The organism is Rossellomorea sp. DA94 (assembly GCF_029834455.1).
Lineage (GTDB): Bacteria > Bacillota > Bacilli > Bacillales > Bacillaceae_B > Rossellomorea > Rossellomorea vietnamensis.
The window spans coordinates 971,403-986,087 of sequence record NZ_CP122397.1 but is presented as its reverse complement, the minus strand read 5'-3'; the positions used below and the strand labels follow the sequence as shown (position 1 = coordinate 986,087).

Below are 14,685 nucleotides of genomic sequence, written 5' to 3'. Positions count from 1 at the left end.
ACCTCGTCTTAAGAGGACCAAGGTGCCTGTCCCCATGGCTTTACCACCCGTCAAAGCGGCAGCCGGATCACAAACCTCGTCCCCTCACCCTTCTCACTGAACACATCGATCGACCCTTCATGCATCAGGACCAATTGCTTCACGATGGAGAGTCCGATGCCGAATTCACCGTATGGATTATTCGTCCGGGACAGGTCCGCTTTATAAAAACGGCGCCAAATGGACTTGATTTCCCCGGGGTCCATGCCGATTCCGGTGTCTTGGATTTCAATGACCGTTTCGTTTCCGGAAGAAGATCCACTCAGGGTGATCGTTCCATCCGTGGTGAACTGGATGCTGTTTTTTGTAATGTTGATCAGGATTTGGACGAGGCGGTCGTAGTCGGCATGTACCACTGCCCCTTCGTCTGCAAGAACGGTGATGGTGTTGCCTTTTTCCTCTGCCTGCAGATCGAGCTGGTCCTTGATGACTTCGAAAAGATCGAGTAACGGCAGGGTCACTTTCGAAAGGACCACCTGATTGGACCGGATTTTTTCATAATCCAGATTCTCGTTCACGAGGCGGATCAGCCGCATCGTTTCCTGGCTCACAAGACCGAAGCTTTTCTCTTTCTGTTCTTCCGGGATCATATCGTTCCGGATTCCTTCCATGACTCCGCGAATCGTCGTGAGCGGGGTCCTCAGTTCGTGGGACACATCGGCCATGAACTGCCGTCTCCGATTCTCCAGGGCGTCGATTTCCTCTTTCGATGCCTTGAGTTTCGTGACCATTTCATTAAAGTCTTCAGCCAGATCGCCAATTTCATCGAAGTTAGAGCTTGGAACATGTACATCGTAATCTCCCGAGGATACCTTGGACGTGGCATCCCTCATCCGCTGAATCCGTTTCACATGGAGCTTCGATAGGAACAAGCTGACGAGAACGGAAATAGCGAGTGCCAGCATGACAATATACAGCAAATATTGATTGATCTCACTGAGCATTTCCCTCGTCCCGCTGATCGGGGAAATCAAAATCAGTCCCCCCGTTAGCTGTTCATTGACCACCCGGGGCATGATGACGAGTGACACCGCCTGATCAAAGCGGCCGAAATCTTTTTTCAACGGAACGGTTTCACCGCTCTCGATTTTTTGCCATTCTTCTTTTGAAAGCTCGATACGGGGATAGACCCCTCCACTTGAAAAAGATACTTCTCCCTGACGATTGAAGGTGATCACATCAATGTTCCGGGCGTGAAGCAGGTTGCTGTATTCGTCCAGATACAGGGGCCGTCTCGGACTTGGCCTTTCAAGATCTGATAAAATTTTATCCCCATACGTCCGCAGCTCCGTCACCTTATTTTCATACACCAGGTTTTCGACATAATGGGAAAACAGGAGACCGAGGATCATGAAGGCGATGACGAGGACGCTCGTATGACTGAGAAGCAGCTGATACAGATACCTAAACTTCATCCCCGGCCGCCGCCTCATCGAACTTATACCCTACGCCCCACACCGTATGAAGATACGGCTTGTCCTTGCTGCCGATCTTGTTCCGAAGCCGTTTGATATGTACATCCACCGTCCGCTCGTCCCCGTAGAAATCATAGCCCCATACCCGTTCAAGGAGCTGCTCCCTCGAGAACACCTGCCGCGGATGCTGGGAAAGATAATAGAGAAGTTCAAACTCTTTCGGTGTCAAATTCGTAAGGGGTACGCCTTTCAGGAACACTTCACGGGTTTCCTTGCTGATACGGAAGTCGGACGTGGCCACATCCTGAGTTTCAGTCGTTTTCTTTTCCCCTTGACCCTGGTAGCGACGGGTCACCGCCCGGATCCTCGCCATCAGGGCAAGAGGTGAAAAAGGCTTCGTCACATAATCATCGGCACCTAGCTCAAGGCCAAGCACCTGATCGGACTCACTGTCTTTCGCCGTCAGCATGATCACAGGTACCCTGGAACCCTCCTCCCTGATTTTCCGGCAAATCGTCACACCGTCCATCCCGGGCAGCATCCAGTCGAGGATGACAAGATCCCACTCGCCTTCCCGATAACGACGGTACCCCTCAGCGCCATCATGAACAAACTCACCCTTTATCTCTTCTTTAGAAAAAAACATCTCAAGCATACTTGTGACGCTTTGATTGTCTTCAACGACCAATACGTTCATGAACATCGCTCCCTTCCCGATTTCTCTCTATCTAAATTATAGTCGTTTTGACCAATTCCTTCTATTGATTTCATTCAATTGAAAAACCCCCGCTCATGTGGCGGGGATTTTTCGTTTCTATAATGATTCACTTTGAGATTCGTCCATCGATGGCTCACTCTGAGAAGCTTCACGTGGTCCTTTCCCGTGTCCCGGACCGTGATGACCTTTACCCCCCATGTGGAAAAACAAGCCCTCTTCCTTATTGAAAGGGAAAAAATCCAGTTTCTTCGCTTCATCGGCATGATTGGTCATAATTTCATCCATCAGTTGCTTAGATGTTTTGCCTTCCGTTTCAACGCCTAATTCTTTCGCGGCTTTCAGGATCGATGCTTCGAATACTTCCTGACGCAATTCATGATGATCTTTTCCTTCGGTCTCGATGCCAAGGTCCTTCGCCTGTTTCGTTAGGGCGGCTTCTCTCACTTCACCAGCTAGTTCGTTTAGATCCTTGCCCTCGGTCTCGACCCCAAGCTCTTCCGCCTGTTGTTTCACCAAGGCTTCCCTTACTTCTTGAGCAAGCTCTTCCCCGTCTTTTCCGTCAGTGGAAATGCCCAGTTCCTTCGCTTTCTTGTTCAGCTCCGCCTGGCGGATTTCGTCCATGATGGCACGGGGTTCTTTCCCATCTGTATCGATCCCCAGTGCGTCCGCTCTCTTTTGAAGCTCAGCATCCATGATCTCTTTGGCGAGTTCACGCGTATCCTTATCCGTTGTGTCGATCCCAAGATCTTCTGCTTTTTCCTTTAACAGATCTTCATTCAGCAGAAACTTCCCAGGTCCGCCATGATGACGGCCAAATACCGGTTCTGACTTTTCACTGGCAACCGCCGTGTCATCCGTCTTCCCGGCATTCTCCTCAGCCGCGAAAGCCGGGATGGCCCCTGCGATCCCGATTGCTAACACACCAGCGAGTGCGAGTGCTCTCTTATTGTTCATATTGATTTCCTCCTTTTTATAAGTTGCAGCTGCTCTATCATTATTTCCAGAAGATATGGCCAAATCATGAACAAACCATGACCGGTTTATGAATCTTTTAAGGTTTTTTCAATCTTATACTCTTTCTTTTTCTCAGTTAACCACGTGCCATACTCCGTTTGAAGGGCCTGATCAAACAGGATGTCCTTGATTTCCTCTTTGTGATCGGCAAGGACCGCCTCTTTCGCTTCCTTCTTACCTGTCACCTTGATGATATGGTAGCCGAATTCCGTCTTGACCGGCTCACTGATTTCACCCTTTTTCATTGAAAACGCCTTATCATCAAACTCCGTCACCATCTCACCTTTGCCAAAATAACCAAGCTCCCCGCCTGAATCGGCATTCGACGTATCCGTGGAATACTCTTTCGCAAGCTCGGCAAAATCTCCGCCGTCATCAAGTTTCTTCTTCACTTCCTGAGCCGTCTTTTCATCGTCCACTAAGATATGACTGGCCTCAACCTGCTCTTTTTGCGCAAACGTATCCTTATTCGCTTCGAAGTATTCCTTGATCTGATCATCCGTAATCTTGACCCTGTCCTTCAGCAACTTCTCCGTCAACAAGTACGTCTTGATATTTTCTTTGACGCTGTCCAGATCCGATCCGCTTGAAGCAAGAGCCTCATTGAATGCCTCTTCACTGTCATATTGACCTTTAATCTTCTCCAATTCCTTTTTAATCTCACTATCCTTCACCGAGAGGTCCTTCTTCTCACTCTCAAGCTTCACGATTTTCTCCGCGATCAACGTATCAAGGGCGCCATCCCCATACTGATCCACAAGCGTCGTGTACAGATCATCTTTACTGATGGTCTCACTTCCCACTTTGGCCACTGCATCTTCTTTTGAAAAACCAAATACCGCCAGCAGCGATCCGATGAGGACAACCCCTCCGATAATGCTCCATAATGTGATCGTTTGTTTCTTTTTAGTCACTTAATCGTACTCCTTTTTTGTTTGTTTATTGGTCGTTTTATTGGTACCTGGTACATTTTTTGGTTTTTGTGCCTGGTACATTTTGCTCGATTTGTGCCTGGTACACTTTGCAGTGATTGTACCTGGTACAACTTACTCGATTTGTACCAGGTACACACATCACCCATTATCCATTCATCATCGCATTACTGGTAAGCGTTAAACTCACCGTCATTTTTTTACCATCACGATAGACGGTCAAATCGATTTTATCCCCGACTTTCAAGCCACCGTACAGCTGTCTTCTCAGATCGGCGACATTCTCGACTGCTTTGCCGTCCATTTCGGTGATGGCGTCACCTTCTTTGATTCCGGCGTCCGCTGCTGCGGAGGTCGGGTCGATATTGGCGACGACCACACCGGATTCAACGGATTGAGGCAGATTCGGTAAGTATGAACGCGGGATATCTGCCAGGTTCTTCATCCCGATTCCGATATATGGGCGCTCAATTTTACCTGTTTTGATGATTTCGCTGACGATGGGCATGAAGTCCTTGCTTGGAATCGCAAAGCCGAGTCCTTCGACACCGGAGTTCGAGATTTTCGCGCTGTTGATCCCGATCAGTTCACCCTTGGAATTCAGGAGTGCGCCCCCACTGTTACCAGGGTTGATGGCTGCGTCTGTTTGAATGACGTTCAGTTCAGATTCCCCTTCGGATGTCTGGACGGGGATCGTGCGGTCGACAGCACTGACGATTCCCTGTGTCACCGTCCGTGAGAGGTCGAGTCCGAGGGGGTTCCCGATGGCGATGACCTGTTCACCGGCGCGCAGGGCACTGGAGTCACCGACTTCCAGCAGGTTGTCTGCATATTTACCGTCAATCTTCACGACGGCAAGATCCGTCAGCGGGTCGGCTCCGATCAGCTCACCCTCGGTCTTTTCCCCGTCATAGAGAGAAACTTCAATCTTTGATGCCCCTTCAATCACATGGTTGTTCGTGATGATGAAAGCACTATCCCCTTCTTTTTTAAAAAGGACGCCGGACCCCGTCCCAGCCGGAGTGGCCTCTGCGGATCCCATTCGGCTTTGGCTCTGATAATTGACGATGCCGACGATGGATTGGGATGCATCCTCTACAATATTCGCTACATCGCCGCCTGCCCCGGTTGAAACCGATGTGGGCGTGATACCTGAATTTGATGATGTGTTTGCCTGTCCGTTGTCTGCCGATTGCTCGACGCTTGGCTGAGCCAGGTGCTGATAATAGTCCGTTTGTGGCAATACCGTCAGCGTCAGGACCGAACCGATGATCCCCGCACCAACCGTGTTGAGGAATCCCCTTCCTTTAAACGGCTTCTTCTGTTTCGGGGTACGCTGCATTTCTTCTTTTTGAGGGACGTCTGTATCGGTTGTTTCCGTAGAATTCATTTCTTCATTTTGATTGTTATGTTCAAACATGTTTATTTCCTCCTCGATTGATTTTGCCTGTTGAACTTTGATGTTGATTTCATCTTAGAGGGTAAATGTTACGAAACTATTAACAATCTATGTACAGGATGGGAAATTTTTTGGAATAAGGGCTGAATGAAACGATTTCGTGAACGGTTCCTCATATCCCTTGGGTTTTTGTCATGGCTTTGTTTTAATTGTAATAAAGTCAAATAAAAAAAATAGGTGATCGTATGAAAGACAAAAATAGAACAGAGCGAACAAAGAAAATGGTCCTGCCGAAGCGCATGAGGATTCTCTTCGTCACTGTGTTTCTCTTATTCAGCACGCTGATCGTCCGGCTCGGGATGGTTCAGATTGCGAATGGGCAGTCTTATGAGAAGGCGGTTGAGAAGAAGGAAAGTGTGACGGTGGATTCACCCGTACCGCGGGGGAGCATATATGACCGGAACGGGAAGTTGATCGTCGATAATAAGCCGGAGAGGGCCATCACCTTTACCCGGACGTCGGATTCATCTCAGAAGGAATTATTGGAAGTGTCGAAGAAGCTGGCCGACATGATTGATGTCGAGACCGATTCCCTCACGACACGTGACAAAAAGGATTTTTGGATCTTGATGAATCCTTCAAAGGCTGAGAAGAAGGTCTCCCCTTCTGAAATCGACCGCATCCAGGGAGAGAAGGGGCTCTCGACAAAAGAGGCCGATCAGAAAATCTATCAATTGAAGCTTGAACGCATCAGTGAAAAGGAATGGTCTTCTTTTTCAGAAGAGGAATATGAAGCGCTCGCGATCTATCAATCTATTTCCAAAGGGTACGCCCTTTCCCCTCAAATCGTGAAGAATAAAAGGGTGACCATCACGGAGTATGCACAGGTAAGCGCACATCTCGATGAATTGCCCGGGGTGGACGTGGCCACGGATTGGAAAAGGTCTTATCCCCTTGACCACACCCTCCGTTCCGTGCTCGGAGACGTGTCATCGACCAGGGAAGGGATCCCAAAAGATCTGATTCAGGAATATCTCGCAGAAGGGTATAACCGGAATGACCGCGTCGGGACCAGCTACCTGGAATTAAAGTATGAAGACCTTTTGAACGGCCAGAAGAAGAAAGTGAAAAACATCATAGAAGATGGTCAGGTCGTCGGGACAAAGGTCATCCAACAGGGTCAGAGCGGGAAAGATCTCGTACTCGGCATTGATGTCGAATTGCAAAAAGCGATCGAGAAAATCGTCCAGGAAGAACTATCGAAACATATTGGCACGAAAGGATCTCCTTATCTCGACCGTGCTTTTGTCGTCATGATGGACCCATATACAGGGGAAATCGAAGCGATGGTCGGTCAGAAAGTGAAGGAAATCCATCCGAACGGGGAAATCGAATTCGAAGATTATTCATTAGGGACATACACGACGTCCTATGAATCGGGCTCCGTCGTGAAAGGTGCCACCCTCCTGACCGGTTATATGACGGATCATATCAAGCCCGGTGAAATGATTGTCGATGAACCCCTTTATATTAAAGGCACGCCGAAGAAAACGTCATGGTTCAATGTATGGGGAAATCAAACGAGGTCGATCAGTGACCTCTATGCCCTGGAGAAATCCTCCAACGCGTATATGTGGAAAGTCGCTCTCCGGATTGCCGGGAACCGCTACGTCCCTCACGCACCGATTGAACTGAAAGGTGACGCATTCCGTACCTTCAGAGAGCATTTTGCCCAAATGGGACTCGGTGTGCCGACAGGGATCGATCTCCCAGGGGAGTCTTCGGGATATCAAGGAACCGCTGAACATCCGGGACTTCTCCTTGACTTTGCCATCGGTCAATACGACACGTACACACCCATGCAGCTGGCTCAATACGTATCCAGCATTGCAAACGGAGGAGAACGCGTTAAGCCCCATTTGCTAAAAGAAGTACGTGAACCTTCAAACCAGCCACACCGGTTAGGAAGCGTATTGTACAAGCAGGAACCAGAGGTGCTGAACCGGATCGATGCATCAAGGGAAGAAATTGAACACGTTCAGAAAGGATTCTACCGGGTCTTTCACGGTCCAGAAGGCACGGCCAATCTGTTTAAAGATGCTCCGTACAATGGAGCGGGGAAATCAGGAACAGCCGAGGCATTTTACAAAGGACCTGATATGGAGAGTGCACAGCCAACCTACAACACGACTCTTATCGGATACGCACCTTTCGACCATCCGGAAATCGCCTTTTCTACCGTCGTCCCATGGTCCCATCAGGATCATGACCCTTACATTAATAAAGTCATTTCCAAACGGGTGATGGATACGTATTTTGAATTAAAAAAGGAAGAGAACAAATAAATTAAAAGAGAGGTCCTCAAGCAGAATGTACTGCTTGGGAGCCTCTCTTTTTTTGATAAAAATCACAGGGCCATCATATTTTGGAATCCCACTCCCTCTTCAATTCCACCAGCGATTCTTGACGCTTCTCCCGCTCATCACTCACTGCTACGCCACCTCATACACTGCTTCGCTCAAATCTCCATTTTACCAACGGCCGGTCTCCCCACCGACAAAGAGGCGGTTGCCCACATCCCATACACATTCGTGATTTCATCGATCTCGGCACCACGCCCGACTTCCTCCGGCGCCATGAGCGTGAACCCTCCACACATCCTGTACATTGAATTGATATAGGTCCGTTTCGCATACAGGTCGATATCACAGAGCAGATCAGAAATACATCCCTGACAAGAGAGTCAACTGTTCTTAATCGTTCATATCTGCAATTGGTCATTACTAAAAACAGCCATAAATAAAAACACCTTCAATAGTAACTATCAAAAGTGTTTCTCCGTCCATAAGTATGTAATTAGCATACATACCCCTTAAAAATTGAGATGGGGTTAAAGCTCACTGGCTGCTTCTTTCTTCTTATTTCCCACTAACTTCAACAGACCCACGAGTCCTCTAATTGTAAACAAGGTGAAATTGACGCTTACAAATGTATGGAGGGGAGACCATTGATTCCACTTGAATAGTTTAGTGTTTTTTTCTAAATACCATTGAGCACAGCTCATTGGCACACTGAATATGCAACTCTTCAGTACCATTTTTATTAAGTGATCGTCATAGGTGCGTCTGACCCAAATGACGCTTAATAGCGGAAAGAACAATACATCAAAAATGATATTGGTTTTGAAAATCCCAGGAAAAGGTCTAATGGGATACTCGATTCGCTTCGTTCCCACGACATAGGCGTCCACAAGTAGGGCCAAAACCCCTTTTGCAAAAAAGATCAATACATTTTCTTTCATCTTGGAACCTTTAACCAATAATGGCAATGAAATGATACACAGCATTTGCAGACTATTTAACATCTTTTTCTCCATGCAACTGTTCCTTTCGAAAGAGATTTTACTATACCCTTACCGTTTCCTTTTTTCACATGCATTATTCCTTATCCGGAACTCCTTACCTTCTCAACTTAACCTCTTTCTGAATTGTTTGATTAAAAATAATAAAGGGAGATACAGGTAAATGAAATAAAATCCGGTCGAAGAGGTAATCCCACCCAACATCTCAGCCTGATCCCAATCTTTTATCCCGCTTGCGGATACTAAGACAATACATAGAAGGGTAATAAGAACCACTTTAGGGGGAACCGGGGTGATTCTTTTTACTATTCTCGTACATGCCCATATTGATATACATAGAGGAGAAATAATCACCAGGAGCCAAAGAAAAATAAAAATATATTCAAATCGTTCAATGAAAGGAAACATCACAATCTTAACCATTTGCAGCGTAGCCCACGGTATTTCCTGTAACACTTCTTGATTGAAATAAACAAAGGAAACCAAAGCGGCGACTAGATAGAGAAGGGTTGAATAGAGATTCCCAAAATGTGCGTACTTACTGCTTCTTTCTTGGTCTTTGATGAATGGGTAGTACAGTAGGATCCATTCAAACCCTAAAAATAAATAGGTCGAAGCTTTAAATGAAAGAAATAAATCTTTCATGGAGTGTTCAAACATAGGAAACAGATACAAAGGCTTTGCGTGTTGAAGAGGAAAATAAAGCGTGATTAAAAGTACGGACGGCAATATGACTCCCCAAAAACTGAATCCGGTCAAGACTCTGAAACCACTGGATACAAAGTAGTACATCACCAAAGCAAAAATGAGGCCTAATTGCCAGGTTTTCACGTAAGGGTATACCCACACTTGAATGATTTCGATATAGGTCCGGTATACAGTGAGTGTCTCAAGTAGAAAAAAAAGCATGACCAAAAGAGAAAAAAGATTGCCAATGATCTTTCCGAAACAATAGTGATGAATTGCGACCAAATCATTATGTTCCTCATCCAGCGTCTTATATAACAGCCAAATAATAAGGTGGATTGTCCCACCCGCAATGAGAAGAGGAATCCAGGCATCTTGTCTTGCATCCTTGCTAATATAGGTTTGAAATCCTAAAATACCTGCACCGATTTGGGATGAGTGTATTAAGAAAAAAGTGAAAAAGGAAGAAACAAGGTATTGATCTTTAACTAGCTTGCTCAAGACTTACCAGCTCCACTTTGACGGATAATAACATCCGTATTTACTTTGAACTTCATATCAGGATAGACGTTTTGATAGAAATCATTTTCTGACCATCCTTTTTCACCTGCACGGGTGATGATACCCAAACCAAGGGGATCCACTTGGTTAGTCTGGAATTTCGTTACCAACTTATGAACTGCTTCAGAATAAGAATGTTCTATATAATCCTTCAGATATTTCCTATCTTCCGCTTTCTTTATATCCATCCAGTTCGGTAATCCATTTAATTCTAAATCTAACTTAAGATTGATGGTGGCAACCACTCCCTCATTCTCTCTTTTTAGTTCGATGTCGTGTTTACCATATAATGATTCAATTCCAATTATTTGTTCCTTCCCTCCTCTTTCTAATGTGAATTCATATGTACCTTTCTTATTTTTCTCATTTATCAGCTTGAATATATACATTTCTTGGTTTGGTATCGTTAGTTTTAACTTATCTCCTTTAAAGAGACTGAGCCCATCGATCTTCAGTACGCCAGAGGGATCTACCGTTAAGTTAGGAATATATACGTCAAGCCCCAGTCCATAAAATTGGTCTAACAGAGTGTGTAGGGATACGTCAGGGACTCCCTCGTTTAATATACCATTATCCACCAATTCCATCAGGTAAAGGGGGCGCAGAGAAACGGTTGCCTTCAAAATGTCTGCTGCACGTTCGTTTGTTGTAGCAATTCTCACGTTTCCTAATGAAGGATCCTTACAAATGGATTCGATGATTTCAGTAATGCCTTTTTCACTTAGTTCTTTTCCAAACACCAGAATCCTTATCTGACCATATCGGATATCATATTGTGAGGCTTTACTTAAGCTACCTTTAAGTTGAATGGGGCTGTGTTCCTCTGCACTGATCAAGTTTGTCCGGTCTGTATCCGTATATTCTGGAAGCACTGCAGTTTCCAACAGACCTCCCTCTTCGTAGTCAAATCCAACGTTATGGATGATTCCAATCTCATCCACCACTTTCTGTTCAATGCACCCAGTGAGAAACACAGGAAATAGTAAAAATAAATAAAATAATCTCTTATTCATCCGTCAATTCCCCTCGCCCCCTCTTCTCCTTTCCGGGATTAAATTTCAATCGCTGTTTCGGATCAAGATAGAGAGGTCTTTTATTAATCATTCTAAACGGTAAGCGGATAAAGCTATCAGCAAAGGACTCTTTTCTAAATGGATAAAGAGGCACAACATATGGGGTACCTAACGATTTCAAGTTAAACAGGTGACATAAGAGACAAACGAATCCAATCATGATCCCGAGTCCCCCTAAAAAAGAAGCCAGCAAGATAAATGGGAACCTTAATAGTCGAATCGTATTCGACATCGTCACAATTGGTGTGGTAAAAGAAGCCAGGGCAGATAAAGCAACGATAATTAATAAGACATTGCTGGTTAAGGCTGCAGATACGGCAGCCTGGCCAATTACGATACCCCCTACAATACCCAATGTCTGGCCCACTTTCGTAGGGAGACGCGCCCCCGCCTCTCGTAATAATTCAATCGTAATCTCCAGAAAGATTACTTCAATGAAAGGCGGAAAGGGAACATTGGCTCTTGATTCCAACAATGGTTCTAATAACTCCATTGGTATAACTTCATAATGATAGGTCATGACCGAAACGTATAACGAAGAAGAAAAGATAGAGAAGAATACTCCCATCAACCGTACCAATCGAAAAAAAGAGCCCAGCACCCAGTTATAGTAATAATCCTCAGGTGAAATAAAGAAATCCAGTAAAGTAGAAGGACCGGACATCACATAGGGCGATCCATCCGACATAACAGCAACCTGGCCGCTAACCAGTGCATAAGCCACTCTGTCGATTCGTTCCGTTGATAAGAATAATGGGAAAGGAGAATTGGATTGATCACTGATGATCTGCTCCAGCGCCGTTGTATCCCACACAATATCAAAATCCACATCCGATAACCTCTGTCTCATGCTATTAATATGCTTGTCACTCGTTATCCCATCTAAATAAGCAATGATGACCTTGGTCTTGGACATGGATCCCATGGATAATTCTTCAATCACCAAAGCAGGAGATTTAATTTTCCGGCGGAGCAGGTACATATTAATATCTAAGCTCTCTACAAAGCCCATCTTCGGACCAATCACACTGAACTCATTTTCTGACTCATTAAATTGCCTTAATCCCGCTTGGGAATTGCTCATGTTTAACAGCATATATTCACTGTTTACGTTTCCAAGGGATAACACCACGAATCCGTTATATAATTTGTCTTCAATCTCATTCACTTCATCTGTAATCGCAATGCCTTCTATGGGAATGCAGACTTTAATATCGTGTAATGTCTTTATCTCCATATTAGGTTCAATATTACTTAAAGGAGTAAGCAACGATCTCTGCATCGTATCATGGTCGATTAACGTAGTGAAATATTGAATGGTAATATCACAAGTATTTAATTCTCTTTTACTCTCCACGAAGTCTTTTGACTTTTTCGCAGATTCAATGAGTTCTTCATAGGTCTTGTGGCGAGTGATACTTTTATCTATCATGTCTTCTTTGAACATTGAGCGACTCCCTAAAGGCGTATTGATGATGTACTGTTATGATGGTATACATCTCTTCCGTTTATTCAAAATTATGAGGAATATAAGATGAATGAGCAGGAATGAAGCGCTTTAAACTAAAGACCCTGATAAGCGAGAATGGGAAGGAAAGACTAATTATGAAATGATTGCATAACACGAAAGTCTTTTGTTTCGCTTAACGAAATGTTAAGTTTATTAAGAAAAATGTAAGCGGCATCAACAAGAGACTGAATAGAAGGGAACTTAAGCCATGATTAAGAGAATTTTCTTCATTATTTTCCTTGGAATGTCTTTAACGCTATTAAGCTATATAGTGTTTAATAAGCACCTGAGCCCCGGTCAATCCAGTGATCACAGGACCCAAAGCGACATCAATTCACCCAATCAAACCGTTCAATCTGCCGATAGTCACACGACGCAAAAGGAATCCATTCATAATGTCATTTCAAATGCTAAGGAAGGAAGGGTACCTCATATATCTATCGTCTCAGGACAAACGAGAATGGAAGATGTAACAGAAATGTGGGGGAATCCTGATCATTCGGTTCAAATACAGAATGACACCTACAATGATTTCATACGCCATGGAGTGACAATAGGAGTCTCAGAGAACACCGTATATGATGTGAGATCATTTGATCCTGGCATACAAGAAATCCACTTAAATCAAGTTAAAGGATTTAGCGGACCTCCTGATGAAGTAAAATACTATCAGGATAAGACACATGATCAAATTATTCTGATTTATAACGTCAATTCACTGTATCAACTAAAATGGATATTCCCAAAAGCAACGCCGGATAATCCCAATCCCAAATTGGATCATATTTCTGTCCTTGCTCTGGATAAAGCGATTCTAGATCAAGAAGGTGGAATTCACGTCGACGATCATGATGCATCCAAAATCCTTTCTCAAATGAGCTTAGAGGACAAAATTGGCCAAATGGTCATAGCGGGGGTCAGCGGTTCCACATTTAGTCAATCCACCAAAAATTTAATCCAAACGTATAAAATCGGGGGGTTCATTTTTTTCTCAAATAATATGACCGATGCCCCTCAAACCGTTCAGTTCCTAAATAGAATAAAGTCAGTAAACCGAAATAATCCTTTGCCTCTCTTTTTAAGCACTGATCAAGAAGGAGGAAGGGTGACAAGACTGCCTGGAGGACTGATTAACTTCCCTTCCAATGAAGAGATAGGGAAATTAAATTCACCGGGATACTCTTATGAAGAAGGAGTCCTTCTTGGAAGAGAATTAAAAGAATTTGGATTCAACCTGGATTTCGCACCGGTACTTGATGTAAATAGCAACCCAAATAATCCCGTAATCGGGGATAGATCTTATTCAAGTGACCCTGAAATAGTCAGTCATTTGGGCATTCAAACGATGGAAGGTATTCAATCCCAGGGAATTATATCCACTGTAAAGCATTTCCCCGGACATGGAGATACAGATGTTGATTCCCATTTAGAGCTGCCTATTGTGAATAAAGACCTTGACTCCCTTGAAGAACTTGAGCTTCTTCCCTTTCAACAAGCTATTAAAAATGAAGTTGATTTAGTAATGGTTGCGCATATTTTGCTGCCTAAATTAGATCGTTCCTATCCTTCCTCCATGTCCGAAAGTATCATTACAGATCTTCTAAGAAGAAAGATGGACTACCACGGAGTCGTCATAACGGACGATATGACGATGAAAGCCATAACAGACCATTACGGCATAGGCAAAGCTGCAGTACAGTCGGTCAAAGCAGGTTGTGATCTTATATTAGTGGCTCATGATGAGAACAAGGCAATTGAGGCGATTAATTCAATGAAGGAAGCTGTACGCAGCGGAGAAATTACGGAAAACCAAATCAATGAAAGTGTTAAAAGAATCATTCATTTAAAACAACAGTACCATTTAGCTGATTTACAGACAGATGAACCTAACATATCTAAACTCAATGAATCAATTACTGAGTTAAACTCGGGACGGCCAAACTAATAAAGGATATAGTATAAGGGGATGTTCCATG

General features: G+C 44.4%; 11 protein-coding genes. 2 read left to right on the top strand and 9 right to left on the bottom strand.

From position 1 onward, the window contains the following. Positions 1 to 50 precede the first annotated feature (50 nt). From P8596_RS05150 to P8596_RS05130, 5 genes are all read right to left on the bottom strand, one after another. Complete coding sequence (locus P8596_RS05150) at positions 51 to 1,454, bottom strand: sensor histidine kinase (RefSeq protein WP_224520937.1); 1,404 nt, start codon at positions 1,452 to 1,454, stop codon at positions 51 to 53. After that, positions 1,444 to 2,151 carry a response regulator transcription factor gene (locus tag P8596_RS05145; protein WP_224520938.1) on the bottom strand — a complete coding sequence of 236 codons (708 nt, stop codon included), beginning with the start codon at positions 2,149 to 2,151 and terminating at the stop codon, positions 1,444 to 1,446. The genes P8596_RS05150 and P8596_RS05145 overlap by 11 nt, the downstream gene beginning before the upstream one ends. A gap of 117 nt (positions 2,152 to 2,268) precedes the next feature. Then, positions 2,269 to 3,126 (bottom strand): hypothetical protein, encoded by an 858-nt coding sequence (locus P8596_RS05140; RefSeq protein WP_279726274.1) that lies wholly within the window; start codon positions 3,124 to 3,126, stop codon positions 2,269 to 2,271. 86 nt (positions 3,127 to 3,212) lie between these two features. Beyond that, positions 3,213 to 4,100, bottom strand: coding sequence for a peptidylprolyl isomerase (locus tag P8596_RS05135; RefSeq protein WP_279726272.1), 888 nt, complete (start codon positions 4,098 to 4,100; stop codon positions 3,213 to 3,215). Between the two features lie 166 nt (positions 4,101 to 4,266). Next, on the bottom strand, positions 4,267 to 5,538 hold the full coding sequence (locus tag P8596_RS05130) for a S1C family serine protease (protein ID WP_279726270.1): 1,272 nt from the start codon (positions 5,536 to 5,538) through the stop codon (positions 4,267 to 4,269). 224 nt (positions 5,539 to 5,762) lie between these two features. Between P8596_RS05130 and P8596_RS05125 the strand changes: the two genes are divergently transcribed. Beyond that, positions 5,763 to 7,862: a peptidoglycan D,D-transpeptidase FtsI family protein gene (locus P8596_RS05125; protein ID WP_279726269.1), complete on the top strand. Its 2,100-nt coding sequence runs from the start codon at positions 5,763 to 5,765 to the stop codon at positions 7,860 to 7,862. A gap of 545 nt (positions 7,863 to 8,407) precedes the next feature. On the opposite strand, the gene P8596_RS05120 is transcribed toward P8596_RS05125, so the two are convergent. The 4 genes from P8596_RS05120 to P8596_RS05105 all read right to left on the bottom strand — a co-directional run bounded on the left by P8596_RS05120 (position 8,408) and on the right by P8596_RS05105 (position 12,646). Beyond that, positions 8,408 to 8,893 carry a CBO0543 family protein gene (locus tag P8596_RS05120; RefSeq protein ID WP_279726268.1) on the bottom strand — a complete coding sequence of 162 codons (486 nt, stop codon included), beginning with the start codon at positions 8,891 to 8,893 and terminating at the stop codon, positions 8,408 to 8,410. Between the two features lie 90 nt (positions 8,894 to 8,983). Next, complete coding sequence (locus P8596_RS05115; RefSeq protein ID WP_279726267.1) at positions 8,984 to 10,066, bottom strand: GerAB/ArcD/ProY family transporter; 1,083 nt, start codon at positions 10,064 to 10,066, stop codon at positions 8,984 to 8,986. Further along, on the bottom strand, positions 10,063 to 11,139 hold the full coding sequence (locus P8596_RS05110; RefSeq protein ID WP_279726266.1) for a Ger(x)C family spore germination protein: 1,077 nt from the start codon (positions 11,137 to 11,139) through the stop codon (positions 10,063 to 10,065). Before P8596_RS05110 ends, P8596_RS05115 begins: the two co-directional genes overlap by 4 nt. Continuing rightward, positions 11,132 to 12,646 (bottom strand): spore germination protein, encoded by a 1,515-nt coding sequence (locus tag P8596_RS05105; protein ID WP_279726264.1) that lies wholly within the window; start codon positions 12,644 to 12,646, stop codon positions 11,132 to 11,134. Before P8596_RS05105 ends, P8596_RS05110 begins: the two co-directional genes overlap by 8 nt. Before the next feature lie 271 nt (positions 12,647 to 12,917). Between P8596_RS05105 and nagZ the strand changes: the two genes are divergently transcribed. Further along, positions 12,918 to 14,654, top strand: a complete 1,737-nt coding sequence (gene nagZ, locus P8596_RS05100) for a beta-N-acetylhexosaminidase (protein WP_279726263.1) — start codon at positions 12,918 to 12,920, stop codon at positions 14,652 to 14,654. Positions 14,655 to 14,685: the final 31 nt, after the last annotated feature.

Bases quoted from the DNA above. Each gene is read 5' to 3' on its own strand.
- P8596_RS05145 (WP_224520938.1), bottom strand. From the start codon at position 2,151: ATGAACGTATTGGTCGTTGAAGACAATCAAAGCGTCACAAGTATGCTT.
- P8596_RS05130 (WP_279726270.1), bottom strand. From the start codon at position 5,538: ATGTTTGAACATAACAATCAAAATGAAGAAATGAATTCTACGGAAACA.
- P8596_RS05125 (WP_279726269.1), top strand. From the start codon at position 5,763: ATGAAAGACAAAAATAGAACAGAGCGAACAAAGAAAATGGTCCTGCCG.
- P8596_RS05120 (WP_279726268.1), bottom strand. From the start codon at position 8,893: ATGGAGAAAAAGATGTTAAATAGTCTGCAAATGCTGTGTATCATTTCA.
- P8596_RS05110 (WP_279726266.1), bottom strand. From the start codon at position 11,139: ATGAATAAGAGATTATTTTATTTATTTTTACTATTTCCTGTGTTTCTC.
- P8596_RS05105 (WP_279726264.1), bottom strand. From the start codon at position 12,646: ATGTTCAAAGAAGACATGATAGATAAAAGTATCACTCGCCACAAGACC.
- nagZ (WP_279726263.1), top strand. From the start codon at position 12,918: ATGATTAAGAGAATTTTCTTCATTATTTTCCTTGGAATGTCTTTAACG.
- P8596_RS05140 (WP_279726274.1), bottom strand. From the start codon at position 3,126: ATGAACAATAAGAGAGCACTCGCACTCGCTGGTGTGTTAGCAATCGGG.
- P8596_RS05150 (WP_224520937.1), bottom strand. From the start codon at position 1,454: ATGAAGTTTAGGTATCTGTATCAGCTGCTTCTCAGTCATACGAGCGTC.